Source organism: Microbacterium sp. CFSPD4_SD4 (assembly GCF_057364585.1).
This window is the reverse complement of the sequence record NZ_JBNFOC010000004.1, coordinates 102,097-124,364: the sequence shown is the minus strand read 5'-3', so window position 1 is coordinate 124,364 and position 22,268 is coordinate 102,097. Positions and strand designations below refer to the sequence as shown.

The window sequence follows — 22,268 nt, the reverse complement described above, 5'->3', positions numbered from 1 at the left end:
GGGTATCGTCGTGGCGTCCTGTCCGCCGTGTCTGGAAGTCCTTTGATCTGAATCGTCGCCTCCGCGCCCCTCTTCTCGCGCGCTGACCCGACGATCGCCGACTCCCCGGCAGACGCCCTCCTCCGCTTCCGTGACTCCACGGTCCGGCAGGGGCTCGGTGTCAGTGCACCCTCGCACTCGACAGGAGACACCCCATGTCACAGCCCTCTTCCTCGCACGCCGCCGTCGTCCTCGACCGCCTCTCCCTCACCTGGCCCGACGGCACGGTCGCCCTCGACGGCGTGTCCGGAGCCTTCGGCGCCGGGCGCACGGGACTGGTCGGCCGCAACGGCGCCGGCAAGTCCACGCTGCTCCGGCTGATCGCCGGGGAGCTCGCCCCCACCTCCGGAACGCTCACCACCTCGGGCGAGGTCGCCTTCCTCCCCCAGCAGCTCACCCTCGACGTGGACCGTCGGGTGTCCGACCTCCTCGGGGTGACGGCCGCCCTCGATGCCGTGCGGGCCATCACCGCCGGTGACGTCGACCCCGCGCACTTCGACGCGGTCGGCGACGACTGGGACATCGAGGCGCGGGCGGAGGCCTCCCTCGCGGAGGCCGGGCTCGCCCCCGCCTTCCTCGACCGCACGGTCGGTGAGCTGTCCGGGGGGGGAGGCCGTGCTCGTCGCGATCGCCGGCATCCGGCTGCGCCGGGCTCCCATCACCCTCCTCGACGAGCCGACGAACAACCTCGACCGCGACGCCAGGGCGGCCCTCGCCGCGATGGTGCAGTCCTGGAAGGGCACGCTCATCGTCGTGAGCCACGACCTCGCTCTGCTCGAGCTCATGGACGACACCGCCGAGCTGTACGGAAGGAACCTCTCCGTGTTCGGCGGCCCCTACTCCGAGTGGCGCGCGTGGCTCGACGCGGAGCAGGACGCGGCGAAGCAGGCCGAGGTCGCCGCCGCCCAGGTGCTCCGCAAGGAGAAGCGGCAGCGGATCGAGGCCGAGGTCAAGCTCGCCCATCGGGCCCGGACCGCCAAGAAGGCCGAGGTCGAGAAGCGCGTCCCGAAGATCGTCGCGCACGGTCGGAAGATGGCCGCCGAGGTGTCCGCGGGGAGGCTGCGCACCGAGGTCGGCGCGAAGGAGGACGCGGCCCGCGCGGCACACGATGCCGCGGGGCGACGGGTCCGCTCCGACGCCTCGATGAAGATCGAGCTGCCGGACCCCGACGTGTCGCGGAGCCGGCGGATCGCCGAGCTCGGCGGACCGGAGCGGTCGTGGGTGATCCAGGGTCCCGAGCGCGTGGCCCTCATCGGCCGCAACGGCGCCGGCAAGACGACGCTGCTGGAGCGGTTGGTCTCCGGCGCCGCGCCCGACTCCGGAGACGAGGCGCGGGAGCGGCCGGAGCTCCGGGCGGAGGCGCTCACCGACCGGATCGGCTACCTGCCGCAGCGGGTGGACGGTCTCGACGAGGGCCTGTCCGTGTTCGCGAACGTGGCCGCCGCGGCACCCCAGGTCCCGGAGAAGGAGCTCCGCAATCGGCTCGCCCGGTTCCTCATCCGGGGCGGGACGACCGACCGCCCGGTGTCGGCGCTCTCCGGCGGGGAGAGGTTCCGGGTCGCCTTGGCCCGGCTACTCCTCACGGATCCGGCTCCGCACCTCGTCGTCCTCGACGAGCCGACGAACAACCTCGACCTCGACACGGTCGACCAGCTCGTCGAGGCGCTGCGGGCGTACCGCGGGGCGGTGCTCGTCGTGAGTCACGACGACGCCTTCCTCGCCCGGCTCGACCTCGACCTCACCCTGGAGATCGATGCCGACGGCGGGTTGCGGGAGGTCGGGTGACGTCATCCGTCGTTCCGTCTGCACGACCGGGGTCCGCCCGCACGACCGGAACCGTGGTTCCGTCGTGCGGGCGGAACGAGGTCGTGCGGGTGGCGCAGCCGGGTGTCAAGGTCCGGGCCGGATGTCGGTGGGGTCGGGAATGATGGAGGCATGAGCGACGTGCTCGACCGCTTCACCCCGGCCACACAGGACTGGTTCCGGGGTGCCTTCACCGCACCCACGCCGGCGCAGGCGGGCGCGTGGGAGGCGATCTCCGCCGGCAAGCACGCCCTCGTCGTCGCTCCGACGGGCTCCGGCAAGACCCTGTCGGCGTTCCTCTGGGCGATCGACAGCGTGTTCCGCGAGCGCGCCGACCTCCCGGAGGAGCCGAAGAAGGACGGGTCCCGCACGCGGATCCTGTACATCTCCCCGCTCAAGGCCCTCGGCGTCGACGTGGAGCGCAACCTGCGCTCGCCCCTCATCGGCATCGGGCAGTCCGCGCGGCGACTCGGTCTCACCGCCCCCGGCATCACGGTGGGCGTCCGCTCCGGTGACACCACGTCGAGCGATCGCCGCAAGCTCGTGTCCGATCCGCCCGACATCCTCATCACGACGCCCGAGTCGCTGTACCTCATGCTCACGAGCCGGGCCGGAGACACCCTGCGCGACGTGCACACGGTCATCATCGACGAGGTGCACGCGGTCGCCGCCACCAAGCGCGGCGCGCACCTCGCGGTGAGCCTGGAGCGCCTCGACGCCCTCCGCCGCTCCCACGGCGCGGAGACCGCAGCGCAGCGCATCGGCCTCTCGGCGACCGTCCGACCGATCGACGAGGTGGCGCGGTTCCTCGGCGGCGCCGACCCGGTCGAGATCGTCGCTCCCCCGGCATCGAAGACCTTCGAGCTCGGCGTCGTCGTGCCGATGGACGACATGACCAACCCGCCACCCCCGCCCGGGGCGCCGCCGGAGGCCCCGGGGATCGATGCGGAGTACACCGAGGTCACCGGCTCGGTGTGGCCGCACGTCGAGGAGGCGATCGTCGACCGCATCCTCCAGAACAACTCGACCATCGTCTTCGCGAACTCCCGCCGCCTCGCCGAACGGCTGACCGGACGGTTGAACGAGATCTATGCGGAGCGGATCGGGGTCGCTCTTCCGGAGCCGACCGTGCCCGCCGCGATGATGGCACAGGCGGGGTCCACCGCCGGCGCCGAACCGGTGCTCGCCAAGGCCCACCACGGCTCGGTGTCGAAGGAGCAGCGCGCGCAGGTCGAGGAGGAGCTGAAGTCGGGGGTGCTCCGCTGCGTGGTCGCCACGAGCAGCCTGGAGCTCGGCATCGACATGGGCGCCGTCGACCTCGTGATCCAGGTCGAGGCGCCGCCGTCCGCGGCCTCCGGGCTCCAGCGCGTGGGACGGGCCGGACACCAGGTCGGCGAGATCAGCCGCGCGGCCCTGTTCCCCAAGCACCGCGGGGACGTGCTGCACACCGCGATCGTGACGGAGCGGATGCTCGCGGGGAAGATCGAGGCCATCCAGGTGCCGCGGAACCCGCTCGACATCCTCGCCCAGCAGACCGTCGCGGCCAGCGCCCTCGGAGCGATCAGCGTCGAGGAGTGGTTCGAGACCGTCCGCCGTTCCGCCCCGTTCCAGTCGCTCCCCCGCTCCGCGTACGAGGCCACGCTCGACCTGCTGGCCGGCCGCTTCCCCTCCGACGAGTTCGCCGAGCTGCGCCCGCGCCTCGTCTGGGATCGCGACGCCGGCACACTCACGGGCCGCCCGGGGGCACAGCGGATCGCGGTCACCAGCGGCGGCACCATCCCCGACCGGGGGCTGTTCGGCGTCTTCGTCGCCGGCGAGTCCACGGGTGCCCGGGTGGGCGAGCTCGACGAGGAGATGGTCTACGAGTCCCGGGTCGGCGACGTGTTCACCCTGGGCACCACGAGCTGGCGCATCGCCGAGATCACCCACGACCGCGTCAACGTCATCCCCGCCTACGGCCAGCCCGGCAAGGTGCCGTTCTGGCACGGCGACGGCATCGGCCGCCCGTTCGAGCTGGGCGAGGCGCTCGGGGCGTTCTCCCGCGAGGTGTCCGCCGCGAAGCCGGAGAAGGCGGAGCAGCGGCTCATCGCGGCCGGACTCGACGAACAGGCGCGCGCCAACCTCCTCGCGCATCTCTCCGAGCAGCGGGAGGCCACGGGCACCCTGCCGACGGACCGTACGCTCACCGTGGAGCGCGGACACGACGAGGTCGGCGACTGGCGGGTCATCCTGCATTCCCCGTACGGCATGAAGGTGCATGCGCCCTGGGCGCTCGCCATCAATGCGCGCGTGCGGGAGCGTCTCGGCGTCGATGGCTCCGCGGTGGCGAGCGACGACGGCATCATCGTGCGCATCCCCGACGCCGAGTCCGAGCCGCCCGGTGCGGAGCTCTTCGTGTTCGATCCGGACGAGCTGGAGCAGCTCGTCACGCAGGAGGTCGGCGGCTCGGCGCTGTTCGCCTCGCGGTTCCGCGAGTGTGCCGCGCGGGCGCTGCTCATGCCCCGCACGAACCCCAACCGCCGCACGCCGCTCTGGCAGCAGCGCCAGCGCTCGGCCCAGCTCCTCGAGGTCGCCCGCCGGCATCCCACCTTCCCCGTGATCCTGGAGACCCTGCGCGAGGTGCTGCAGGACGTCTACGATCTGCCGTCGCTCAGGAAGCTCGCGACGAGCATCGCCGACCGCCGCATCCGCCTCGTCGAGACCCAGCCGGGACAGCCGTCGCCCTTCGCGCGCGACCTCCTCTTCGGCTACGTCGGCGCGTTCATGTACGAGGGCGACTCGCCGCTGGCCGAGCGCCGAGCGGCCGCCCTGTCCGTCGATCCCGCGCTGCTCGGGGAGCTGCTGGGCACGGTCGAGCTGCGCGAGCTCCTCGACCCCGACGTCATCGCGCAGTTCGAGCGCGAGGCCCAGCGCCTCGACCCGGAGCGTCGGGCGCGCGGCCTGGAGGGCGTCGCCGACCTGCTCCGGCTGCTCGGACCGCTCGACGCCGACGAGGTGGCGGCACGCCTCGATCCGGAGTCCACCGGCGGAGCGACCGCGGCGACGCTGCTCGACGACCTCGTAACCGCGCGGCGGGCCATCCCCGTCACGATCGCCGGGGTGACCAGGGTCGCCGCGATCGAGGACGCCGGGCGCCTGCGCGACGCGCTCGGAGCGGCCCTGCCGACCGGCATCCCCGTGGCCTTCCTCGAGCCCCTGGCGGATCCCCTCGGCGACCTCGTGGCCCGTCACGCCCGCACCCACGGCCCCTTCACCACCGCAGCCGTCGCCGAGCGCTTCGGTCTCGGCACCGCGGTCGCCCGGCACACCCTGCAACGTCTGGAGACGAACGGCCGCCTCACGAGCGGGTACTTCCTCCCCACCGCGGCCGGCAGCGGCGACGACATCGAGTGGTGCGACACCGAGGTGCTGCGGCGGCTGCGGATGCGGTCGCTCGCGGCGATCCGCGGGTCGGTCGAGCCGGTCTCCCCGGAGGCCTATGCGCGGTTCCTGCCGGACTGGCAGCATCTCGGTCGACCCCTGGAGGGCATCGACGGCGTGCTCACGGTGATCGAGCAGTTCGCCGGCGTCCCGATCCCCGCCAGCGCCTGGGAGTCGCTCGTCCTGCCGTCGCGGGTGCGCGACTACACCCCGGCGATGCTCGACGAGCTCACGGCCGCGGGCGAGGTGATCTGGTCGGGACACGGCACGCTTCCCGGGCGCGACGGGTGGGTCTCGCTGCACCCGGCCGATCTCGCCCCATTCACCCTCCCCGATCCGGACGCGGAGATCGCCGCGGAGTCGCTGGAGGCGCGCCTCCTCGCGGCCCTCGCGGCGGGCGGCGCCTACTTCGCCGCGCAGCTCAAGGAGATGACCGGCGCCGAGAACGAGCAGTCGGTGCTGGAGGCCCTGTGGTCGCTGACGTGGTCCGGGCACGTCACCAACGACACGTTCGCGCCGATCCGCTCGCTGCTGACCGGGGGCTCCCAGGCCCACAAGGTCAAGCGCCGCGCCCCGCGTGCGCGCACCTATCGCGGCATGTCGCTCACGCGCACCGCTCCGCGCCCGACCTCCATCGGCGGTCGCTGGTCGCTGCTCCCCGAGGTCGAGACCGATCCGGCGCGGCGCGCGACCGTCACCGCCGGGCTGCTCCTCGACCGCTACGGGGTGGTCACCCGCGGGGCCGTGCAGTCGGAGGGCGTCCCCGGCGGTTTCGCCCAGGCGTACCGCGTGCTGGCCGGGTTCGAGGAGGCGGGGCACTGCCGCCGCGGCTACGTGATCGAGAAGCTCGGCGCCGCGCAGTTCGCCGCCTCCGCCACGGTCGACCGTCTCCGCACGTACGCCGGTCTCGCCGATCCGCCGCCACGGAAGGCCGTCACCCTGGCGGCCACCGACCCGGCGAACCCGTACGGCGCGGCGCTCGGGTGGCCGAAGCTCGAGGGCGTGTCGCATCGCCCGGGGCGCAAGGCCGGTGGGCTCGTGGTGCTCGTCGACGGCGCCCTCGTCCTGTCGCTCGAGCGCGGCGGACGGACAGTGCTGTGCTTCACGGACGACGAGGAGGTGCTGCAGGCCGCCGCCGCCGACCTCGCGACGACGGCCAGGGACCGCCGCCTCGACACCCTCACCGTCGAGAAGGTGAACGGCGAGGGGGTCTACGGCACGATCCTCGGGCGGGCTCTGCAGGAGGCGGGCTTCGTGCAGACGCCGCGCGGCTTCACGCTCCGCAAGGCCGTCTGACCCGGCCTCACCACGACCACCACCGACCCACCCCTACCCTGGAGCCATGATCCGAGAGTTCGCCGCCGGCGTCCGCACCCTGTTCCGCGGCTTCGGCGTGTGGCGCACCCGCCCGGGGCTGATGGCGCTCGGGCTCGTCCCCGCGATCATCGCGCTCGTGCTCCTCGCCGCCGTCCTCGTGCCGCTGATCCTGTCGATGCCCTCGCTGTCGGCCTGGCTCACCCCCTTCGCCGACGGATGGGTCGAGCCCTGGCGCGGGTTCCTGCGGACCGCGGTCAGCCTCGTGGTGGTCGCCGCCGCGCTCGCGCTGGCCAGTTCGGTGTTCAGCGCCCTCACCCTCACGATCGGCGACCCGTTCTACCAGCGGATCTGGCACGCCGTGGAGAAGGACCTCGGCGACCCGCCTCCCGCCGACGGCGGCAGTTTCTGGACCACCGTCGGTGAAGGTCTCCGACTGGTCGTGCTCGGCATCCTCATCGCCCTCCTCGTGCTCCTCATCGGCCTCGTGCCCGGTGTCGGCGGCGTCCTCGGCGCGGTGTCCGGCGTGGTCCTCACGGGCCGCCTGCTCGCGCGGGAGCTGACCGGTCGAGCCTTCGATGCGCGCGATCTCAGCCCCGCCGCCCGCGCCGCGCTGTTCTCCGGCAGTCGCGCCCGCGTGCTCGGCTTCGGGGTCGCCACCCAGCTCTGCTTCCTCATCCCGGGCGGCGCCGTCGCCGTGATGCCGGCCGCGGTCGCGGGAAGCACGATGCTGGCGCGCGACATGCAGGCCCGCACCCCGCTCGCGGTCGCCACCCCCGCACCGGCGCCGGGACGGCACGACCGCACGACCGGGATCGCCTGATGCCTGAGGGCGATACCGTCTTCCGCACGGCCCGCCGCCTGGACGAGGCCCTGGCGGGCGGCGAGGTCACGCGCTTCGACCTCCGCGTGCCGCGCTTCGCGACCCTCGATCTGACCGGACAGCGCGTGCAGGGCGCCGTCCCTCGCGGGAAGCACCTGCTGCTGCGGATCGGCGAGAGTACGCTGCATTCGCATCTGCGCATGGACGGCGCCTGGTTCGTGTACCGGCCCGGTGAGAAGTGGCGGCATCCGGCGTTCAAGGTGCGGGCGATCGTCGGCACGGCCGAACGCGAGGCCGTGGGCGTGGACATCGCCGAAGTCGAGGTCGTCCCCACCCGCGATGAAGACGACCTCGTCGGCTACCTCGGCCCCGACCCCCTCGCCGCCGACTGGGACCCGATCGAGGCCGCGCGCCGACTCGGCGCCGACACCCGGGCCATCCACGTCGCCCTGCTCGATCAACGCAACGTCGCGGGCTTCGGCAACGAGTACGCGGCAGAACTCCTGTTCCTCCGCGGAATCCTGCCGACCACCCCGACCCCCGAAGTCGACGTCGCCGCCCTCCTCGATCTGGGCGTGCGGACCATCCGCGCGAACCGCGACCGCCGCAACCGCACCTTCACCGGCATCGATCGCCCGGGCCAGGCGACGTGGGTCTACGGACGCGCCGGCCGCCCCTGCCGACGCTGCGGAACGCTCATCCGCCGCGGGGAGCTGGGGGCCGATCCGACCCGCGAGCGGATCACGTTCTGGTGCCCTCGGTGCCAGCGTTGAGCCGTATCCATCCGCGGGAATGAATCTCCCCCTCCCGTGGTTGTTGATATATCCGGAGCACGGGAGGAATCGTGGGCAAGAACTACGTCGACATCGAGAACGACCACGGAGCGACGCTGCGGTACCGCAAGCACGCCAACGGTCGCGGTCTCGTCGCGCATGGCGCCAAGGTGCATCCGAAGGCGCACATCGAGGCGGGAGCCTACATCGAACCGGGAGCACGCGTCGGAGCGGGGGCCATCGTCGCCCGCGGTGCGTGGGTGGACGAGGACGCCGTGATCGGCGAGGGCGCGTACATCGACGCCCACGCGCACGTCGGCCAGGGCGCGGCGGTCGGCGATCACGCGCACGTCGGCGTCCGCACCGACATCGGCGCCGGGGCCCGCATCGTGCGAGGCGCCCGCATCGGCGACGACGAGACGGTCGCGGCGGGGCTCACCGTCGCCACTGATCAGAAGGGTCTCTGGCTGGCGGCCTGACCGGCCTCAGAGCAGTCGCCGCTCGGAGGCCCACGCGGTGAGCTCGTGGCGGGAGGAGAGCTGCAGCTTGCGCAGCACCGACGACACGTGCGTCTCGACGGTCTTGATGGAGATGAAGAGGGCTGCGGCTACTTCTTTGTACGCGTAGCCGCGGGCGATCAGTCGCATCACCTCCTGCTCGCGCGAGGAGAGGCGGTCGAGCTCGTCCGTCGCGGTGGCCGTCTCGCCGGCCACGGCGCCGAACGCGTCGAGCACGAACCCCGCGAGCCGCGGCGAGAACACCGCGTCCCCCTCGGCGACGGCGCGCACGGCGTCGCTCACCTCGCGGCCCGAGGAGCCTTTGGTGATGTAGCCGCGCGCCCCGGCCCGGATCACCCGCACGACGTCGGCCGCCGCATCGGAGACGCTCAGCGCGAGGAACCGCGTCGTGGTCGGTCGCGTCCCTCGGATCACGGCCTCCCCACCCGTCGCGTCGTCGCCCTCACCGCCGGGGAGGTGCACATCGAGGAGCACCACGTCCGGGGCCGTCTCCACGATCACGGCGATCGCTGAGGGCACGTCCGCCGCCTCGCCCACGACCTCGACGCTCGCATCCAGATCGGCCCGCAGGCCCGAGCGAAAGATGGAGTGGTCGTCGACGATCACGACGCGGAGACGGTCAGCCACGGGGCTCCTGTCGGATCGGTCCCCGCTCCGGGGACGAGATGGTGGGCAGGCGCAGATGCACCTCGGTACCGGCGTCGTCGCTGCGCACCGACCCCGTGCCGCCCGCGCGACGCAGCCGCCCGATGATCGACTCCCGCACGCCGAGCCGATCGCCGGGCACCTCGTCGAGCCGGAATCCGGGACCGCGGTCGCGGACGAACACGTCGACGCCGTCGACACGACCCTCGATGTAGACGGAGATCTCGCCGCCCGCGTGCCGGGCGGCGTTCAGCATCGCCTCCCGGGCCGCGGCCGCCAGTTCCCCGCTCGCCCGCTCCGCCGACAGCCCGGCCGAGACCACCTCGATCCGGACCGGGTGGTCGATCTCGAGCGCTCCGGCGTAGTCGCGCAGGTCGGTCGGCAGGTCGCTGTCCGCCGGAGCATCGCCGTCGTACAGCCAGGCACGCAGCTCCCGCTCCTGCGCGCGGGCCAGCCGTGCCGCCTCGCTCGATGCCCCGGCCCGGTTCTGGATGAGGGCGAGCGTCTGCAGCACCGAGTCGTGCAGGTGGGCGGCCATGACGCTGCGCTGCTCCTCCCGGATGCGGCGCACGCGCTCCCCCGCCAGCTCCCGCCAGCGCGGGATGAGGGCCGAGGCCACCACCGCCACCAGCCCGGCAAGCGGGAGCAGCACGAGCACGACACCCGAGCGCGCGATCGGCCACGAGAGGAGCAGGAGAACGACGAGGCCGAGGATGAGCACCGCGAGGATGCGGACGGTGGTGGTGTGCCGAGGGCCGCGGGCCGTGTCGGTGCGATCGATGAGCGTGGCCCACAGCCCGGAGGCGGTCGCGCACAGCGTGGTGCCGCCGACGACCACGGCCGCCATTCCCGGAGGGATCGAGCCGTTCAGCCAGTCGCTGCCCCCGCGCCACACCACGACGACGAGGGCACCGACGGCCGCGGGGACCAGCAGGAGCCAGGCGACCGGGAGGCGACGCGTCGGCGCCGTCGTCCCCTCCGTCCACGGCATGAAGGTCCAACACCAGGCGTACAGGAGCACACCCGCGCCGCCGCAGAGCGTCAGGGCGACGAACAGCGCCCGCACCAGCCCGACGCGCACACCGAGGTGGCGTGCGAGCCCGGCGCTCACTCCGGTCACGAGAGCATCGCGATCGCGGGCCAGCGCCGGACGCGCAGTCGCCGGCGCGGGGCCGGGGAGCGTGGAGACGGCGGAGGGCATACGGTCATCCAATCATCCGCCTCCGCTCTCCGGGACCTCCCTGTCGCGGAATCAGGGTGCGCTCAGGGGATCCCCCCATGGCCCCGCGGCGCTGCCGACCACGAGGATCGACTCATGACGATTCCGACCGCTCCGCCACCGCCCGCCGACCACGAGGCACCGGCACCGGAAGCCCCCCGCCGACCGCGCGGTGCCGACAGGTTCCTGCTGTGGGTCGCCGGCCTCGGCGTGGTGCGCACGGACGGCTGGCTGGGTGGCGTGGCCGCCGGCCTCGCGATCCGCCTCCGCATCGATCCGCTGATCGTGCGCGGGGTCCTCGTCGTCGCGGCCCTCTTCGGTCTTCCGGCCTTGTTCCTGTACGCCCTCGCCTGGGCGGTGCTGCCGGACGTCGACGGCCGCGTGCATCTGCGTGATCTGCTGCAGCGCCGGTACGACCCCGTGCAGCTCGGCATCCTCGCCCTCGCCGTGATCGGCCTCTTCCCGACGGCGCCGCTCGCCGGGCGCCTGTTCGGCCTCGGCTACGACGGCTGGTCGGCACTGTCGACGGTCACCTGGGTGGTCGGGCTCGTGCTCGCCGCCGCCTTGCTCTTCCTCATCGTGCGTGCCGCGCGCCGCACTCCGGGCGCTTCCGCGCCGGATCCGGCGGGGGCTTCCGCAGATCCGGCGGCCCCGGCCGCGTCCGCCCCCGACGCGGGTTCGGGTCCCGCCACGGGGGCGGACGCCATTCCCTCCACGGCCACGGACGCTCCGGTCTCGGTACCGCTCGCCGACGCCGTCGGGCACGACGTCCTCGCCATTCCCGCACCTCCCGCACCCCTGCCTCCGGGCACCCAGGACCCCGCCGCGCTGGAGGCCTGGCGCGCCCAGCACGCCGCCTGGAAGGAGCAGGATCAGGCCTGGCGCCGCCAGCAGCAGGATGCGGAGCGAGCCGCACGCGACCAGCTCCGCCGGGAGCGTCAGGCCGAGGCGGCCGTGTTCGCCGCCGCAGCCGCGGAGCGCCGACGTATCCGCCGCGCGTCGAATCCGCGCGCCGGCTTCGCCTTCGTCATGACCGCCCTCGGACTCGCGATCGTCGTCGGCGCCGGCGTGGGACTCGCCGTCGGTGAAGCTTTCGGCGGCGCGCTGGGGCTGTTGTCCGGCGCGCTGGTCCTGGCCCTGGCGATGATCACGGCCGGAGCGCTCCGTCGCCGCAGCGGCGCCCTGGCCTTCCTCACCGTGGTGACGCTGGCCGCGGGTCTCCTCACGGGCTTCCTGTCCACGATGCCCGGCCTCACCCTCGGGTACGCCTCTCTCACGAACAACCAGGAGGCGCACGTCCGACAGCCGTTCGGCGACCTGTACCTGCAGCTCCACCGGCACGACGGCGGCCCCCGCCCGATCGAGATCGAGAAGGGGTCGGGGCGGACCGAGATCTTCGTCGACGCCGGCGTACAGCTGCAGCTTCGCGGCACCGTCGGCGACGGAGTGGAGGTGAGCTGGCTCCGCGTCGATCCGGACGATCCGATGGTCATGGACACCGGCGTCATCGCCGCCACGCCGCGGGGTGACGAGAACGTCATCTCCGCGAACATCTCCGCCGAGGAGGGCAGTCCCTCGACGATCCAGCCCGTGACCATCGACCAGGCGAGCGGCGTCATCGTCGTGACCCTGCAGGAGCCCGAGGAGGGCCAGGAATGAGCACCGAGACCGTCACCGCACCCCGGGTGCGCTGGGCAGCCGTCATCTGGGGGACGACCTTCGCCGCGATCGCCGCGGGGGCGCTGTGGTTCCTCACCGATGCGGAGCGCCGCGCCGCGCTGGCCGACGGCGTCGGGACGATGACTCCCGCCACCCTGCTCACGATCGTGCTCCTCACGGCGGGGGCCTTGTTCCTCGTCGGCGGTGTCGCCGGACTGGTCCGGCGGACCCAGCGGAACTCCCCCGCCGAGGACTCGGAGGACGCCGAGTAGCCTGGATCCCATGGCGCACCAGGGACGACGACCCGCGAAGGGCTCCGGCAAGGGCTCACCCGCCCACCGGGGCCGTGCCGCGGGCGGCGGCCCACGCCAGGGGAAGCCGTCCCCGCGCCGCGCACCCCGCGCCGAGAAGGTGGTGTTCGACGCACCGGCCGCCGCACCCGAGGAGCCGCGGACGTTCCGCCTCGGTGCCGTGCCCGGAGCGACGCCGGGCAAGTGGATCGACACGTGGAAGCGGCGCCTGCCCCACGTGGCCCTCGAACTCGTCCCGATCGAGGTCTCCGGGCAGCGAGAGGCGCTCGACGATCTCGACGCCGCCCTCGTGCGCCTCCCGCTGGACGACGACGCCCTGCACGTCATCCCGCTGTACGACGAGGTCCCGGTCGTCGTGGCCTCGACCGATTCGCACCTGCTCGCGGCGGACGAGCTGACGACCGCCGACCTCGACGGCGAGGTGCTGCACTCCCTGTCCGACGACGTGCTCGGGCCGGTGGAGGTGCCGGGCACCAACCCCGCACGCGGCGGCCCCCTGTCGACCGCCGACGCGATCGCCACGGCGGCGACGGGTGTCGGCATCGTCCTCGTGCCGATGTCGCTGGCCCGACTGCACCACCGGAAGGACGCCGACTACCGGGTCCTCGCCGACGGCCCGGTCTCGACGGTCGCCCTCGCCTGGCCCCGTGCCCGCACGACGCCCGATGTGGAGACGTTCGTCGGGATCGTCCGTGGCCGCACCGCGAACTCCTCGCGCTGAGCCGTCGGGCCGGCACCCTCCCCCTCGTTAGAATCGCCTGATGGCCTCGCTTCTCTACGTCTGCGTGCGACCCGAGACCGGGGCGGCGGATGCCGAGCACGCCTCGTTCCGGCGGGCGCTCGGAGTCGACGTGGTCGATCGTCTCGATCTGCTGCACGAGCCGCTGACCGAGGCCCACCTGGATCGATACCGCGGGGTCGTCATCGGCGGTTCTCCCTTCAACGTCACCGACGTCGAGAAGACCCCGGTGCAGCGGCGCGTGGAGGCCGATCTGGAGACGCTCGCCCGCGCCGCACGGGAACAGCGGATCGCCGCCTTCTTCACCTGCTTCAGCATCGGGGTGCTCACCCGGCTCCTCGGCGGCGAGGTCGTGACGACCATGCCGGAGGCGGCGAGCGCGACGGTCATCGAGACGACACCGGAGGGCGCCGTCGATCCCGTGTTCGGCCCGTCCGGCCCCGCGCTCACCGTCTTCACCGCGCACAAGGAGAGCGCCGCGACGACTCCGCCGGGGGCCGTGCTGCTCGCCACCAACGCGGCCTGCCCCGTGCAGGCCTACCGGGTGGGGACGCACCTGTACGCCGCGCAGTTCCATCCCGAGCCGACGCCGCGCGACTTCGCCGATCGGATGACGTTCTACCGCACGACGGGGTACTTCGATCCGGCGCAGTTCGACGCGGTGCAGCAGGAGGTCCTCGCGGCCTCGGTCACCGAGGGCGCCGCTCTGCTCCGCCGCTTCGCCGAGCTGTTCGGCTGAGCGATACCCGGCGCGTAGAGGTGGCGTCGCCGGCAGAATGCAGGGATGAAGTCTGGCTGGATCGTGTTCGACGACGAGGATGACGCGGGCATCTACGGCGTCTTCGACAACCGCGAAGACGCGGATACCTATGCCGATGAGGTCAGTCACACGTCCTCGAATGGCATGAAGATTGCGGATTTTCCGGTGCCATGGCGCCTGACGGACAGGGCCACGCGCATAGAGATCTGACTCCTTGCGGTGGGTCGGAGCGCATGTGCTCGCCCTTACAGACGAGGCGACGGTCGACGCCGAGCTGTTCGGCTGAGATCAGGCCGGGGCATCACCGCGGAGCAGCGGGACGCGCTCGCGCAGGTAGGCGTCCAGCGGCATGAAACCGCCCGCCTGACTCCAGCGCACCGACGGCGCGCTGTCGATGAGCGCGAGCGGACCGGAGGAGCCTCCCGCGTCGACCGCGTCGACATCGATCACGCTCCAGCCGACGTGCACGACATCCCCCTCGTGGAAGCCGCCGCGCAGGGCGAGGGCCCGGCGCTCGGCCCGTGCGCGCGCCGACTCGGCGGTGTATCCCCGACGCCCCGGGTCCGCCGCGCGGAGCACCTCCGCCGTCGCCAGGGCATGCGTGTCGGTGAGCAGGATGACGCCGAGGTGCCAGGCCTCGCCGACACGGACGATCCGACGCCCGCGCCAGCGCGAGTCCTTCTCCTCGCCCAGCCCCTCCTTGGGGGCGCCGGCGAGATCCTGCACGGCCTGGGTCAGCAGGGCGGAGGCGGTGGTCACAGCTCCCCCAGCGTGGTCTGGTCGGCAAGGCGCGGACCCGCGACCTGCGCACGATCGCCCCGCAGCGTCATCCCGATCAGCGGGTACAGGAGCACCGACAGCATGCCCGCCCCGACCAGCGCGGCCGCGGTCCCGGAGTCGAGCATGTCCTGATCCACGCCGATCGCTGTGACCGCGACGATGATCGGCAGCCCGGTGGCTGCGAGCAGGCCGAGCGCGGCGCGGTCGCGTCCGCTCGCGCCCGCCGGGGCGGACAGCTGGGCGGCCGATCCGCGGATCACCAGGAGCGCCAGCAGGAACACCGGCACCAGGGACATCGCCGAGGGAGACGTCACCAGCGCCTGCAGGTCGAAGGTCACCCCCGTGTAGAGGAAGAACACCGGGACGAGGAAGCCGAACGCCAGACCCTCGATCTTGCTCTCGACCTCCGCCGCATCCTTCTCGGGCGCCCGCGCCATGATGATGCGCCAGATGGCCCCCGCGACGAAGGCGCCGAGGAGCATGTCCAGGTCGAGCATCACGCTGAGGCCGACGAGGGCCGCGATGAGGAGGATCACGAAGCGCACCCCGAACTGGTCGGAGGTGTGGAGGGTCGCGCGCACGATGCCGTGCAGGCGCCCGTGCGGCACCCGGTGCGCGACGAGGACGGCGAGTCCCGCCAGCACGACGAAGGTCAGCAGCACCGCCGTGGCCAGGGGCGTCGTCCGGGTGCTGAGGAAGATCGAGATCGCGATCAGCGGCAGGAACTCCCCCACGGCGCCGATCGTGCTGATGGCACGGCCGAACGGGGTGTCCAGCTCCTTCGCATCGCGCAGGATCGGCATCAGCGTGCCGAGAGCGGTCGAGCTCAACGCGATCCCGATGACGACCATGCCCTCGCCCGGGGCGAAGAAGAACCCGAGCCCGATGCCCAGCAGCACGCTGAGCAGCCAGCCCAGCGACGCCCGGGCGAGGGGCTTCCCGGCCACCTGGCGGAAGTCGATCTCCGAGCCGGCGACGAAGAACAGCACCGCCAGGCCGAAGTCGCTGAGCTTCTCCAGAAGGGGGCCCGGTTCGACCCAGCCGAGCACGGCGGGGCCGACGAGGATCCCGAGGACGAGCTCGAACACGACGATCGGCACCCGGACGAGCGGGCGGACGCCGCGAGCCAGAAGGGGTGCGGCCACCGCCAGCAGCGGGATCAGCACCAGTCCGACGTCGCTCGCATCCACGGTCTCAGGGTAGCGACGCTGTGGGCGATTCGCTCCCCACCCGCGCGGCACGGCAGAATCGATGCACACCCCGAGGAGCAGCCATGACCCAGCCCGATACCGCCCGCCTGCTGATCGCCTGCGACGACCAGCCCGGCATCGTCGCCGCGGTCGCCGGCGTGCTCGCCCAGCACGGGGCCAACATCATCTCGCTCGACCAGCACTCGACCGACTCCGAGGGCGGGCGGTTCTTCCAGCGCACCGTCATCCACCTCGACGGGCTGGCCGCCGCGCGCCCCGCGCTGGAGGCCGACATCGCGACGGTCGCCGAGCGCTTCGGCATGGAGTGGTCGCTGCACGACGTCGCCCGCCGCAAGCGCGTGGCGATCTTCGTGTCGAAGTACGACCACTGCCTGATGGAGCTGCTGTGGCGCACGCAGCGCGGGCAGCTCGACATCGACATCACCATGGTCGTCTCGAACCACCCCGACCTCGCCGAGGCCGTCCGCTCCTTCGGCGTGCCGTTCGTGCACATCCCCTCGACGGACAAGCAGGCGATGGAGGAGCGTCAGCTCGACCTGCTCCGCGGCAACGTCGACCTCGTCGTGCTCGCCCGGTACATGCAGATCCTCAGCGACGACTTCATCACGCGCCTCGAAGCCCCGGTCATCAACATCCACCACTCGTTCCTGCCCGCGTTCATCGGCGCGAACCCCTACGCCAGGGCGAAGGAGCGCGGCGTGAAGCTGATCGGGGCCACGGCGCACTACGCCACGGCAGACCTCGACGAGGGGCCGATCATCGAGCAGGACGTCACGCGGGTCACGCACTCCGAGTCCGCGGCAGAGCTGCAGAGCCGGGGCGCCGACGTCGAGCGTCTGGTGCTGGCCCGGGCCGTGCAGTGGCACGCCGAGGACCGGGTGATCGTGCACGGCCGCTCGACCGTCATCCTGTAGCGCCCGGCCGCTCAGCGGTCGAGGATGTCCACGGCGAGCCCGTGCGACGCGGCGGCGAGGCGCTTGTCGTTCGTCCACAGCTCCGTGCACCCCGATAGCTGGGCGGCGGCGAGGTGCAGCGCGTCCGGGGTCTTCAGGCCGAAGTCGGCCCGGAGCTCGGCCGATCGGACGAACGCGGTCGTATCGAGCGCGACGATCTCCATCCGCTCGAAGAGAGCCAGGTACCCGTCACGGAGCTCCGGATTGCGCTCGCGGGCGGGGAGCACGAGGCATTCGTGGAGCGCCAGCGGACTCGACGCCACCTCGTCATCGACGTCGCGGAGTGCCTGACGCACGGCATCGCCCCTCCGACCGCGGTCCTCGATGGCGTAGATGAGGATGCACGAGTCGAGATAGATCATTCCCAGGCGTCCCGGTTCTCGGCGACCTGCGCGTCCAGTTCCTCGGCGGTCCGTGCGAGCCGGGGCGGAAGCGGATGCTGTTCGATCCACTCGACGAGGAGGCGGCCGCTCCGCACCACGTCGACCGGACCGATGGGGACCAGACGGGCGACCGGAGTGCCCCGCTTCGTGATGACCACGTCCTCACCCGCCTGGGACTCGGCGATCAGGCGCGAGAGGTTGTTGCGCGCTTCCAAGACGTTCTGCGTGGACATGACGCCATTCTAGCCAGGAACCTGGCGTTCCTCACCGGCCGGGGACTCCGGCTGCCAGCTCCGCGAAGACCTCGGCAGCGGTGGTCCCGCGCGCGAGAGGGGCGGCCTGCCCCATCCACAGCGACTGCAGCTCGCCGAGATTCTGCTCCCCTGCCGCCGTGCGGAAGCGTCCGGTGAGCCAGTTCTGCATCGGGAACGGGGCGATCGTGCCGCTCGCCTCGATCGCCCGCACCGCGCGGTTGCGGGCTCCGCGGGCGAGGCGTCCGCTCATCGCCCTGGTCAGCACGGTCTCGTCGGCGGCGGTGGTCCGGATGGCGTCGCGGTGCGCGGCCGTCGCGGCGGACTCGGCGGTCGCGAGGAACGCCGTCCCCACCTGCACGCCGGAGGCGCCGAGGGCGAAGGCCGCAGCGACCCCGCGGCGGTCTGCGATCCCGCCGGCGGCGATGACGGGCACGTCGACCGCGTCCACGACCTGCGGCACGAGCGCGACGGTTCCCACGAGCGACTCGGCCGCGGGGCGGAGGAACGACACCCGGTGCCCGGCCGCCTCGGATCCCGAGGCGACGACCGCATCGACTCCGGCCTCGGCGAGCGCGACGGCTTCCGCGACCGTGGTGGCGGTGCCCACGACGCGGATGCCGCGGTCGCGGGCCTCGGTGACGAGAGCGGCGGACGGCACCCCGAACACCACGCTCAGCACGGCCGGGGCGACCTCCCACACCGCGTCGAGCTGTTCGTCGAGCTCGGGGACGTAGCGCTCGGGCCGGGCCGGCACCGGAACCCCGACGGCCTCGTAGAACGGCTCCAGCGCCTGGGCGAAGACCGCGTGCTGCGGGTTCGGCGCGACCTCGTCCCCCAGGGGCAGCCAGATGTTCAGGGCGAAGGGCCGCTCCGTGGCGCGGTGCAGCTCGGCCCCGACGGCGCGGATCCGGTCGCCGTCGTAGCCGTACAGCCCGTACGATCCCAGCCCGCCGGCCGCGCTCACCGCCGCCGTCAGCGCCACCGACGAGCTCCCCCCGAACGGTCCCAGCACGATCGGATGCTCGACTCCCAGAAGTTCTGTCGCCATACCCCGACCGTACGCCCTTCGAATCGCCTGAATGGCTCCATCGGCGGCCCGGATACAGCAATTCAGGCGATTCGAACGGGGTAAGCTCGCGGCATGAGCGAGTGGTTCGGGCAGATGCTCGGCTTCGTCGCGGCCGCGATCGGCCTCGTGACGATGCCGGATGCCGCCGCGCTCGGCCTCGCGATCGCGCTGCTCGCCGTCACGGTCCTCACACTCGCGCTCGTGCTGAGCGTGCGCCACCAGGCCTCCGCCGATGCCCCGCACCCGCTGCGGGCGATCGATGTCGGAACCCTCCTGCCTCAGAGCGATCCGGATGCCGCAGGACACCCTCGTCCGCGAGCGCCGGGAGTCGCGACCGCCGCGTAGTCCGTCCGACCGGGACCACGCGGCCTTCGCCGACCCTCCCGACCTCATCGAACGGACCTTCCCGTGGACATCTTCGCCTTCCCTCCCCTCGCCGCGCTCCTGGACGCCGCCTACGGTGCCCTGAACGGCCTCTCCACCCTTCTCGAACCCCTCGCCGGCCCCTCCGCCGCCGCCCTCGCCGTGGTCCTGGTGACCCTCCTCGTGCGCGCCCTCCTCATCCCCGTCGGCATCTCCCAGGCCCGAGCCGAGCAGACCAGGGCCCGCCTCGCCCCGAAGCTGCGCGCGCTGCAGCAGCGCCACCGGAAGAATCCGGAGCGCCTGCAGCAGGAGATGATGGCGCTCTACCGCGCCGAGAACACCTCGCCCTTCGCCGGGATGCTGCCCGTGCTGGCGCAGGCACCGGTCGTCGGCCTGCTCTACACGCTGTTCCTGCGACCGGAGATCGCCGGACACCCGAACGAGCTGCTCACCCACGACCTCTTCGGCGCCCCGCTCGGCACGAGCCTGGTGTCGGCCCTGTTCGGCGGCACCGCGACCCCGGCGACGTTCGCGGTCTTCGGCGTGCTGCTGGCCGTGATGATCGCCGTCGCCGAGGTCACCCGGCGGGTGTTCCGACCGGCGCCCGTCGAGGGCGACGACTCTCCGCTCAGCTCCCCCGGCATGCTCCGGATGATGGCCGCGCTGCACTACCTCACCGCGGTCTTCGCCGCCTTCGTCCCCCTGGCCGCCGCGCTCTACCTCACGGTCACCGTGGTGTGGACCCTCGTGCAGCGGGTGATCCTGCGCCATCGGTACCCGCTGCCGCAGCCGGTGGCCGTCCGGGCGTGAGAGCCGCCCGACCGGAGAGGCGTCAGTCGGGAAGCGGGATCGGCGCGGTGAACGGTCCCGCGGGGCCGTCGCCCCTCCGGTCGCGGCGCACGCCCAGCGTCGTCCCCACGCTCGCGGCGACCACGAGCGCCACCGCGAGCAGCCGCAGCGGCGTGGCGTCCTGTCCGAGGATGAGCCACCCGGCGAGGGTCGCGAACGCGGGCTCCAGGCTCAGCAGCACGCCGAACACCCGCTGTGGGAGCCGGCGGAGCGCCGCGAGCTCGAAGCTGTACGGGATCACGGACGACAGCACCGCGGTGACCGCCGCGAGCAGGAGGAGCTGCGGATCCAGCGCCACCGTCGCCGCCGCGGGCACGCCCACGGGGATGAGGAGCACCGCCGCGACGACGAGTCCCATCGCGAGACCGCTGCTGCCGGGGATGAGGGCGCCGACGCGCGCGCTCATCCGGATGTACATGACCCAGAATCCGGCCGCGATGAGGATGAAGACGACGCCCAGCGGATCGAGGGGCTCGGCGCCGACGAGGCCGTCGACGCCGAGCAGCGCCATGCCCAGCAGGGCCACGCCCACCCAGACCGCGTCGGCGAGACGGCGGGTCAGCACGGCGGCGAGCACGAGCGGCCCGAGGAACTCGATGGCCACGGCGGGCCCCAGGGGGATGCGGTCGATCGCCGCGTAGAAGAACCCGTTCATCGCGGCCAGGGACACCCCGAACAGCACGGCGGCGAGCCACTGCGACCGGGTCCAGGCGCGGGGCCGCGGGCGCACGATGACGACCAGCAGCAGCGCGGCGATCGCGACGCGGAGCGACGTCACGCCCCACGGCCCGAGGACGGGGAAGAGCTGCGCGGCCACGGCGGCGCCGAACGGCAGCGAGAGGCAGGATCCGATGACGAGCGCGACGCCCATGAGGGGGCCGGATGCCGCGGGTCTCTGCACCAGACAAGCTTAGGCGGCGGGGCCCTGCCTCCCCGCCGCCTGCGCCGTCCTCGCGCGGATCAGAGCGGCTTGCCACCCGTCACCGCGAGCACCGCGCCGGATACGTACGACGACTCCGCCGAGGCGAGGTACACGTAGGCACCGGCGAGTTCTGCGGGCTGCCCCGCGCGTCCGAGCGGGGTGTCCTGTCCGAACGTCTCCAGGCGCTCCGGCCCCCATCCGGTCGCGGGGATCAGCGGCGTCCAGATCGGCCCCGGCGCGACGGCGTTGACGCGCACGCCGCGCGGCCCGGCCTCCTCCGCGAGCGCCTTGACGAACGCGACCTGCGCCGCCTTCGTCATGGCGTAGTCGATGAGTCCCGGCGACGGCTGCGCCGACTGCACCGACGAGGTCACGATGATGCTGGATCCCGGCTCGAGGTCGGGGAACGCAGCCCGGGCCGAGAAGACGAGGCCGGCGAGGTTCGTGTCGAACACGCGGCGCATCTTCTCGGTGTCGAGGTTCTCGAAGCCGTCGATGTCGTGCTGATAGGCCGCGTTGAGCACGAGCACGTCGAGTCCGCCGAGCTCGCGACGCGCACGGTGCACCGCATCGGTCGCGAAGGCCTCCTCGCGGACGTCGCCCGGGATGCTGACGCCGGAGCGACCGGCTTCGCGGACGAGCGCGAGCGTCTCCTCCGCGTCCGCCTGCTCCTCGGGCATGTGCGCGATGGCCACGTCGGCACCCTCGCGGGCGAAGGCGATCGCGACCGCCCGTCCGATGCCGGAATCACCACCGGTGATGAGAGCGCGCCGTCCCTCGAGCCGGCCGTGGCCGACGTAGGACTGCTCGCCGTGGTCCGGCTCCGGGGTCGTCTTCTCGGTGAGGCCCGGCTGGTCCTGGCTCTGCGCCGGGAAGCCGTCCTCGTGGTGGGCGTGTCGGGGGTCGGTGAGGCCGCCGTCGCGGGTGGTGTCGGTCATGTCCGCTCCTCCTGTCATGGGGCTGTCGATCAGGTCGTGATCGAGCCTCGTGGGTCCGGAGGAGGGACGGCAGGGGGTTGACAGCCCGGGGCGGTCTCCGCGACAGCAGGTGTCAGCCGGCGGAGGAGACGTCGCCGTGCGGGGGCTCGGCGCCCTCGGCGGGCTCGGGGACGAGGTAGAGCCCGCTGGGGGAATTCGCGGTGAAGGCGAGCGCTTCGACCCAGGCCCGGTTGACCGCGGGCTGGCGGCTGCCGAAGTACTTGAAGACGAGAGAGCTGCCCGGCTGGATCCAGACGGTGGTCCGGCCGCCGCCGACGCTGGCGTCCTCGCGCCAGTTGAACGGGAACGGCTCGCCGCGACGCAGCTTGGCCGTGATGACGAGCTGCAGGTGCGTGAGTGCCCGGTCCTCGATCTCGGTCTTCACGCTGCCTTCGTAGATGAACTTGCCCATCGGGTGATGCTCCTCGGTCGGGTGGTCCTCAGCCCGGCGGACACTGCCGGGATCGGCCTATGGGTAGAGGGT

General features: G+C 72.7%; 22 protein-coding genes and 1 pseudogene. 13 read left to right on the top strand and 10 right to left on the bottom strand.

Annotated elements, in window-relative coordinates:
* Window positions 1–194: 194 nt before the first annotated feature.
* The 5 genes and pseudogenes from AC2W7E_RS08545 (at window position 195) to AC2W7E_RS08525 (ending at window position 8,651) form a co-directional block, all read left to right on the top strand.
* Window positions 195–1,824, top strand: a pseudogene (locus AC2W7E_RS08545) (ABC-F family ATP-binding cassette domain-containing protein).
* Between the two features lie 150 nt (window positions 1,825–1,974).
* The gene (locus tag AC2W7E_RS08540) at window positions 1,975–6,558 is read left to right on the top strand and encodes an ATP-dependent helicase (protein WP_485988928.1); all 4,584 of its coding nucleotides are present in this window, start codon (window positions 1,975–1,977) and stop codon (window positions 6,556–6,558) included.
* 46 nt (window positions 6,559–6,604) lie between these two features.
* On the top strand, window positions 6,605–7,399 hold the full coding sequence (locus AC2W7E_RS08535; RefSeq protein WP_126893274.1) for an EI24 domain-containing protein: 795 nt from the start codon (window positions 6,605–6,607) through the stop codon (window positions 7,397–7,399).
* Entirely contained in the window at window positions 7,399–8,172 is a 774-nt protein-coding gene (locus AC2W7E_RS08530; protein WP_485988927.1) for a DNA-formamidopyrimidine glycosylase family protein, read from the top strand. The genes AC2W7E_RS08535 and AC2W7E_RS08530 overlap by 1 nt, the downstream gene beginning before the upstream one ends.
* 71 nt (window positions 8,173–8,243) lie before the next feature.
* Complete coding sequence (locus AC2W7E_RS08525) at window positions 8,244–8,651, top strand: DapH/DapD/GlmU-related protein (RefSeq protein ID WP_025102471.1); 408 nt, start codon at window positions 8,244–8,246, stop codon at window positions 8,649–8,651.
* 6 nt (window positions 8,652–8,657) lie between these two features.
* Here AC2W7E_RS08525 and AC2W7E_RS08520 read toward each other — a convergent pair whose 3' ends face one another.
* A complete protein-coding gene (locus AC2W7E_RS08520; RefSeq protein WP_374460378.1) occupies window positions 8,658–9,317 on the bottom strand; it encodes a LuxR C-terminal-related transcriptional regulator in 660 nt (219 codons plus the stop codon).
* A complete protein-coding gene (locus AC2W7E_RS08515; protein WP_485988926.1) occupies window positions 9,310–10,536 on the bottom strand; it encodes an ATP-binding protein in 1,227 nt (408 codons plus the stop codon). Before AC2W7E_RS08515 ends, AC2W7E_RS08520 begins: the two co-directional genes overlap by 8 nt.
* A gap of 114 nt (window positions 10,537–10,650) precedes the next feature.
* Here AC2W7E_RS08515 and AC2W7E_RS08510 point away from each other — a divergent pair, with 114 nt between their 5' ends.
* From AC2W7E_RS08510 to AC2W7E_RS08490, 5 genes are read left to right on the top strand one after another with little or no spacing between them, the layout of a single operon-like run.
* Window positions 10,651–12,213 (top strand): PspC domain-containing protein, encoded by a 1,563-nt coding sequence (locus tag AC2W7E_RS08510; RefSeq protein ID WP_485988925.1) that lies wholly within the window; start codon window positions 10,651–10,653, stop codon window positions 12,211–12,213.
* Window positions 12,210–12,485 carry a hypothetical protein gene (locus AC2W7E_RS08505; RefSeq protein WP_303708807.1) on the top strand — a complete coding sequence of 92 codons (276 nt, stop codon included), beginning with the start codon at window positions 12,210–12,212 and terminating at the stop codon, window positions 12,483–12,485. The genes AC2W7E_RS08510 and AC2W7E_RS08505 overlap by 4 nt, the downstream gene beginning before the upstream one ends.
* 10 nt (window positions 12,486–12,495) lie before the next feature.
* Window positions 12,496–13,245 (top strand): LysR substrate-binding domain-containing protein, encoded by a 750-nt coding sequence (locus AC2W7E_RS08500; RefSeq protein ID WP_485988924.1) that lies wholly within the window; start codon window positions 12,496–12,498, stop codon window positions 13,243–13,245.
* A 40-nt stretch (window positions 13,246–13,285) separates the two neighbouring features.
* Complete coding sequence (locus AC2W7E_RS08495; protein WP_303708804.1) at window positions 13,286–14,002, top strand: glutamine amidotransferase-related protein; 717 nt, start codon at window positions 13,286–13,288, stop codon at window positions 14,000–14,002.
* A gap of 45 nt (window positions 14,003–14,047) precedes the next feature.
* A complete protein-coding gene (locus tag AC2W7E_RS08490) occupies window positions 14,048–14,233 on the top strand; it encodes a hypothetical protein (protein WP_485988923.1) in 186 nt (61 codons plus the stop codon).
* Window positions 14,234–14,311: 78 nt separating this feature from the next.
* Here AC2W7E_RS08490 and AC2W7E_RS08485 read toward each other — a convergent pair whose 3' ends face one another.
* Entirely contained in the window at window positions 14,312–14,782 is a 471-nt protein-coding gene (locus tag AC2W7E_RS08485) for a glutaminase (RefSeq protein WP_485988922.1), read from the bottom strand.
* Window positions 14,779–15,993, bottom strand: a complete 1,215-nt coding sequence (locus AC2W7E_RS08480) for a cation:proton antiporter (protein WP_085606462.1) — start codon at window positions 15,991–15,993, stop codon at window positions 14,779–14,781. The genes AC2W7E_RS08485 and AC2W7E_RS08480 overlap by 4 nt, the downstream gene beginning before the upstream one ends.
* A gap of 83 nt (window positions 15,994–16,076) precedes the next feature.
* On the opposite strand from AC2W7E_RS08480, the gene purU reads away from it, so the two are divergent.
* The gene (gene purU, locus AC2W7E_RS08475) at window positions 16,077–16,928 is read left to right on the top strand and encodes a formyltetrahydrofolate deformylase (RefSeq protein WP_062632982.1); all 852 of its coding nucleotides are present in this window, start codon (window positions 16,077–16,079) and stop codon (window positions 16,926–16,928) included.
* Between the two features lie 11 nt (window positions 16,929–16,939).
* Here purU and AC2W7E_RS08470 read toward each other — a convergent pair whose 3' ends face one another.
* The 3 genes from AC2W7E_RS08470 to AC2W7E_RS08460 are packed head-to-tail and all read right to left on the bottom strand — an operon-like array spanning window position 16,940 to window position 18,652.
* Window positions 16,940–17,329, bottom strand: coding sequence for a type II toxin-antitoxin system VapC family toxin (locus tag AC2W7E_RS08470; RefSeq protein ID WP_485988921.1), 390 nt, complete (start codon window positions 17,327–17,329; stop codon window positions 16,940–16,942).
* Complete coding sequence (locus AC2W7E_RS08465; RefSeq protein WP_025102482.1) at window positions 17,326–17,583, bottom strand: type II toxin-antitoxin system Phd/YefM family antitoxin; 258 nt, start codon at window positions 17,581–17,583, stop codon at window positions 17,326–17,328. The genes AC2W7E_RS08470 and AC2W7E_RS08465 overlap by 4 nt, the downstream gene beginning before the upstream one ends.
* A gap of 31 nt (window positions 17,584–17,614) precedes the next feature.
* Window positions 17,615–18,652: an NAD(P)H-dependent flavin oxidoreductase gene (locus tag AC2W7E_RS08460; protein ID WP_485988920.1), complete on the bottom strand. Its 1,038-nt coding sequence runs from the start codon at window positions 18,650–18,652 to the stop codon at window positions 17,615–17,617.
* A 93-nt stretch (window positions 18,653–18,745) separates the two neighbouring features.
* On the opposite strand from AC2W7E_RS08460, the gene AC2W7E_RS08455 reads away from it, so the two are divergent.
* Both AC2W7E_RS08455 and AC2W7E_RS08450 read left to right on the top strand, forming a co-directional pair.
* Window positions 18,746–19,018 (top strand): DUF6412 domain-containing protein, encoded by a 273-nt coding sequence (locus AC2W7E_RS08455; protein WP_085606466.1) that lies wholly within the window; start codon window positions 18,746–18,748, stop codon window positions 19,016–19,018.
* A gap of 63 nt (window positions 19,019–19,081) precedes the next feature.
* Window positions 19,082–19,846: a YidC/Oxa1 family membrane protein insertase gene (locus AC2W7E_RS08450; protein WP_102208824.1), complete on the top strand. Its 765-nt coding sequence runs from the start codon at window positions 19,082–19,084 to the stop codon at window positions 19,844–19,846.
* 22 nt (window positions 19,847–19,868) lie between these two features.
* Here AC2W7E_RS08450 and AC2W7E_RS08445 read toward each other — a convergent pair whose 3' ends face one another.
* The 3 genes from AC2W7E_RS08445 to AC2W7E_RS08435 all read right to left on the bottom strand — a co-directional run bounded on the left by AC2W7E_RS08445 (window position 19,869) and on the right by AC2W7E_RS08435 (window position 22,196).
* The gene (locus AC2W7E_RS08445; RefSeq protein ID WP_485988919.1) at window positions 19,869–20,786 is read right to left on the bottom strand and encodes an EamA family transporter; all 918 of its coding nucleotides are present in this window, start codon (window positions 20,784–20,786) and stop codon (window positions 19,869–19,871) included.
* 59 nt (window positions 20,787–20,845) lie between these two features.
* The gene (locus AC2W7E_RS08440; protein WP_485988918.1) at window positions 20,846–21,745 is read right to left on the bottom strand and encodes an SDR family oxidoreductase; all 900 of its coding nucleotides are present in this window, start codon (window positions 21,743–21,745) and stop codon (window positions 20,846–20,848) included.
* A 112-nt stretch (window positions 21,746–21,857) separates the two neighbouring features.
* Window positions 21,858–22,196, bottom strand: a complete 339-nt coding sequence (locus tag AC2W7E_RS08435; protein ID WP_062765424.1) for a DUF7882 family protein — start codon at window positions 22,194–22,196, stop codon at window positions 21,858–21,860.
* Window positions 22,197–22,268: the final 72 nt, after the last annotated feature.

What these genes read in the sequence shown, in the direction of transcription:
- AC2W7E_RS08540 (WP_485988928.1), top strand. Translation starts at nt 1,975, where the DNA reads ATGAGCGACGTGCTCGACCGCTTCACCCCGGCCACACAGGACTGGTTC.
- AC2W7E_RS08455 (WP_085606466.1), top strand. Translation starts at nt 18,746, where the DNA reads ATGAGCGAGTGGTTCGGGCAGATGCTCGGCTTCGTCGCGGCCGCGATC.
- AC2W7E_RS08530 (WP_485988927.1), top strand. Translation starts at nt 7,399, where the DNA reads ATGCCTGAGGGCGATACCGTCTTCCGCACGGCCCGCCGCCTGGACGAG.
- AC2W7E_RS08515 (WP_485988926.1), bottom strand. Translation starts at nt 10,536, where the DNA reads ATGCCCTCCGCCGTCTCCACGCTCCCCGGCCCCGCGCCGGCGACTGCG.
- AC2W7E_RS08510 (WP_485988925.1), top strand. Translation starts at nt 10,651, where the DNA reads ATGACGATTCCGACCGCTCCGCCACCGCCCGCCGACCACGAGGCACCG.
- AC2W7E_RS08465 (WP_025102482.1), bottom strand. Translation starts at nt 17,583, where the DNA reads ATGTCCACGCAGAACGTCTTGGAAGCGCGCAACAACCTCTCGCGCCTG.
- purU (WP_062632982.1), top strand. Translation starts at nt 16,077, where the DNA reads ATGACCCAGCCCGATACCGCCCGCCTGCTGATCGCCTGCGACGACCAG.
- AC2W7E_RS08535 (WP_126893274.1), top strand. Translation starts at nt 6,605, where the DNA reads ATGATCCGAGAGTTCGCCGCCGGCGTCCGCACCCTGTTCCGCGGCTTC.
- AC2W7E_RS08470 (WP_485988921.1), bottom strand. Translation starts at nt 17,329, where the DNA reads ATGATCTATCTCGACTCGTGCATCCTCATCTACGCCATCGAGGACCGC.
- AC2W7E_RS08440 (WP_485988918.1), bottom strand. Translation starts at nt 21,745, where the DNA reads ATGACCGACACCACCCGCGACGGCGGCCTCACCGACCCCCGACACGCC.
- AC2W7E_RS08495 (WP_303708804.1), top strand. Translation starts at nt 13,286, where the DNA reads ATGGCCTCGCTTCTCTACGTCTGCGTGCGACCCGAGACCGGGGCGGCG.
- AC2W7E_RS08490 (WP_485988923.1), top strand. Translation starts at nt 14,048, where the DNA reads ATGAAGTCTGGCTGGATCGTGTTCGACGACGAGGATGACGCGGGCATC.
- AC2W7E_RS08435 (WP_062765424.1), bottom strand. Translation starts at nt 22,196, where the DNA reads ATGGGCAAGTTCATCTACGAAGGCAGCGTGAAGACCGAGATCGAGGAC.
- AC2W7E_RS08500 (WP_485988924.1), top strand. Translation starts at nt 12,496, where the DNA reads ATGGCGCACCAGGGACGACGACCCGCGAAGGGCTCCGGCAAGGGCTCA.
- AC2W7E_RS08505 (WP_303708807.1), top strand. Translation starts at nt 12,210, where the DNA reads ATGAGCACCGAGACCGTCACCGCACCCCGGGTGCGCTGGGCAGCCGTC.
- AC2W7E_RS08460 (WP_485988920.1), bottom strand. Translation starts at nt 18,652, where the DNA reads ATGGCGACAGAACTTCTGGGAGTCGAGCATCCGATCGTGCTGGGACCG.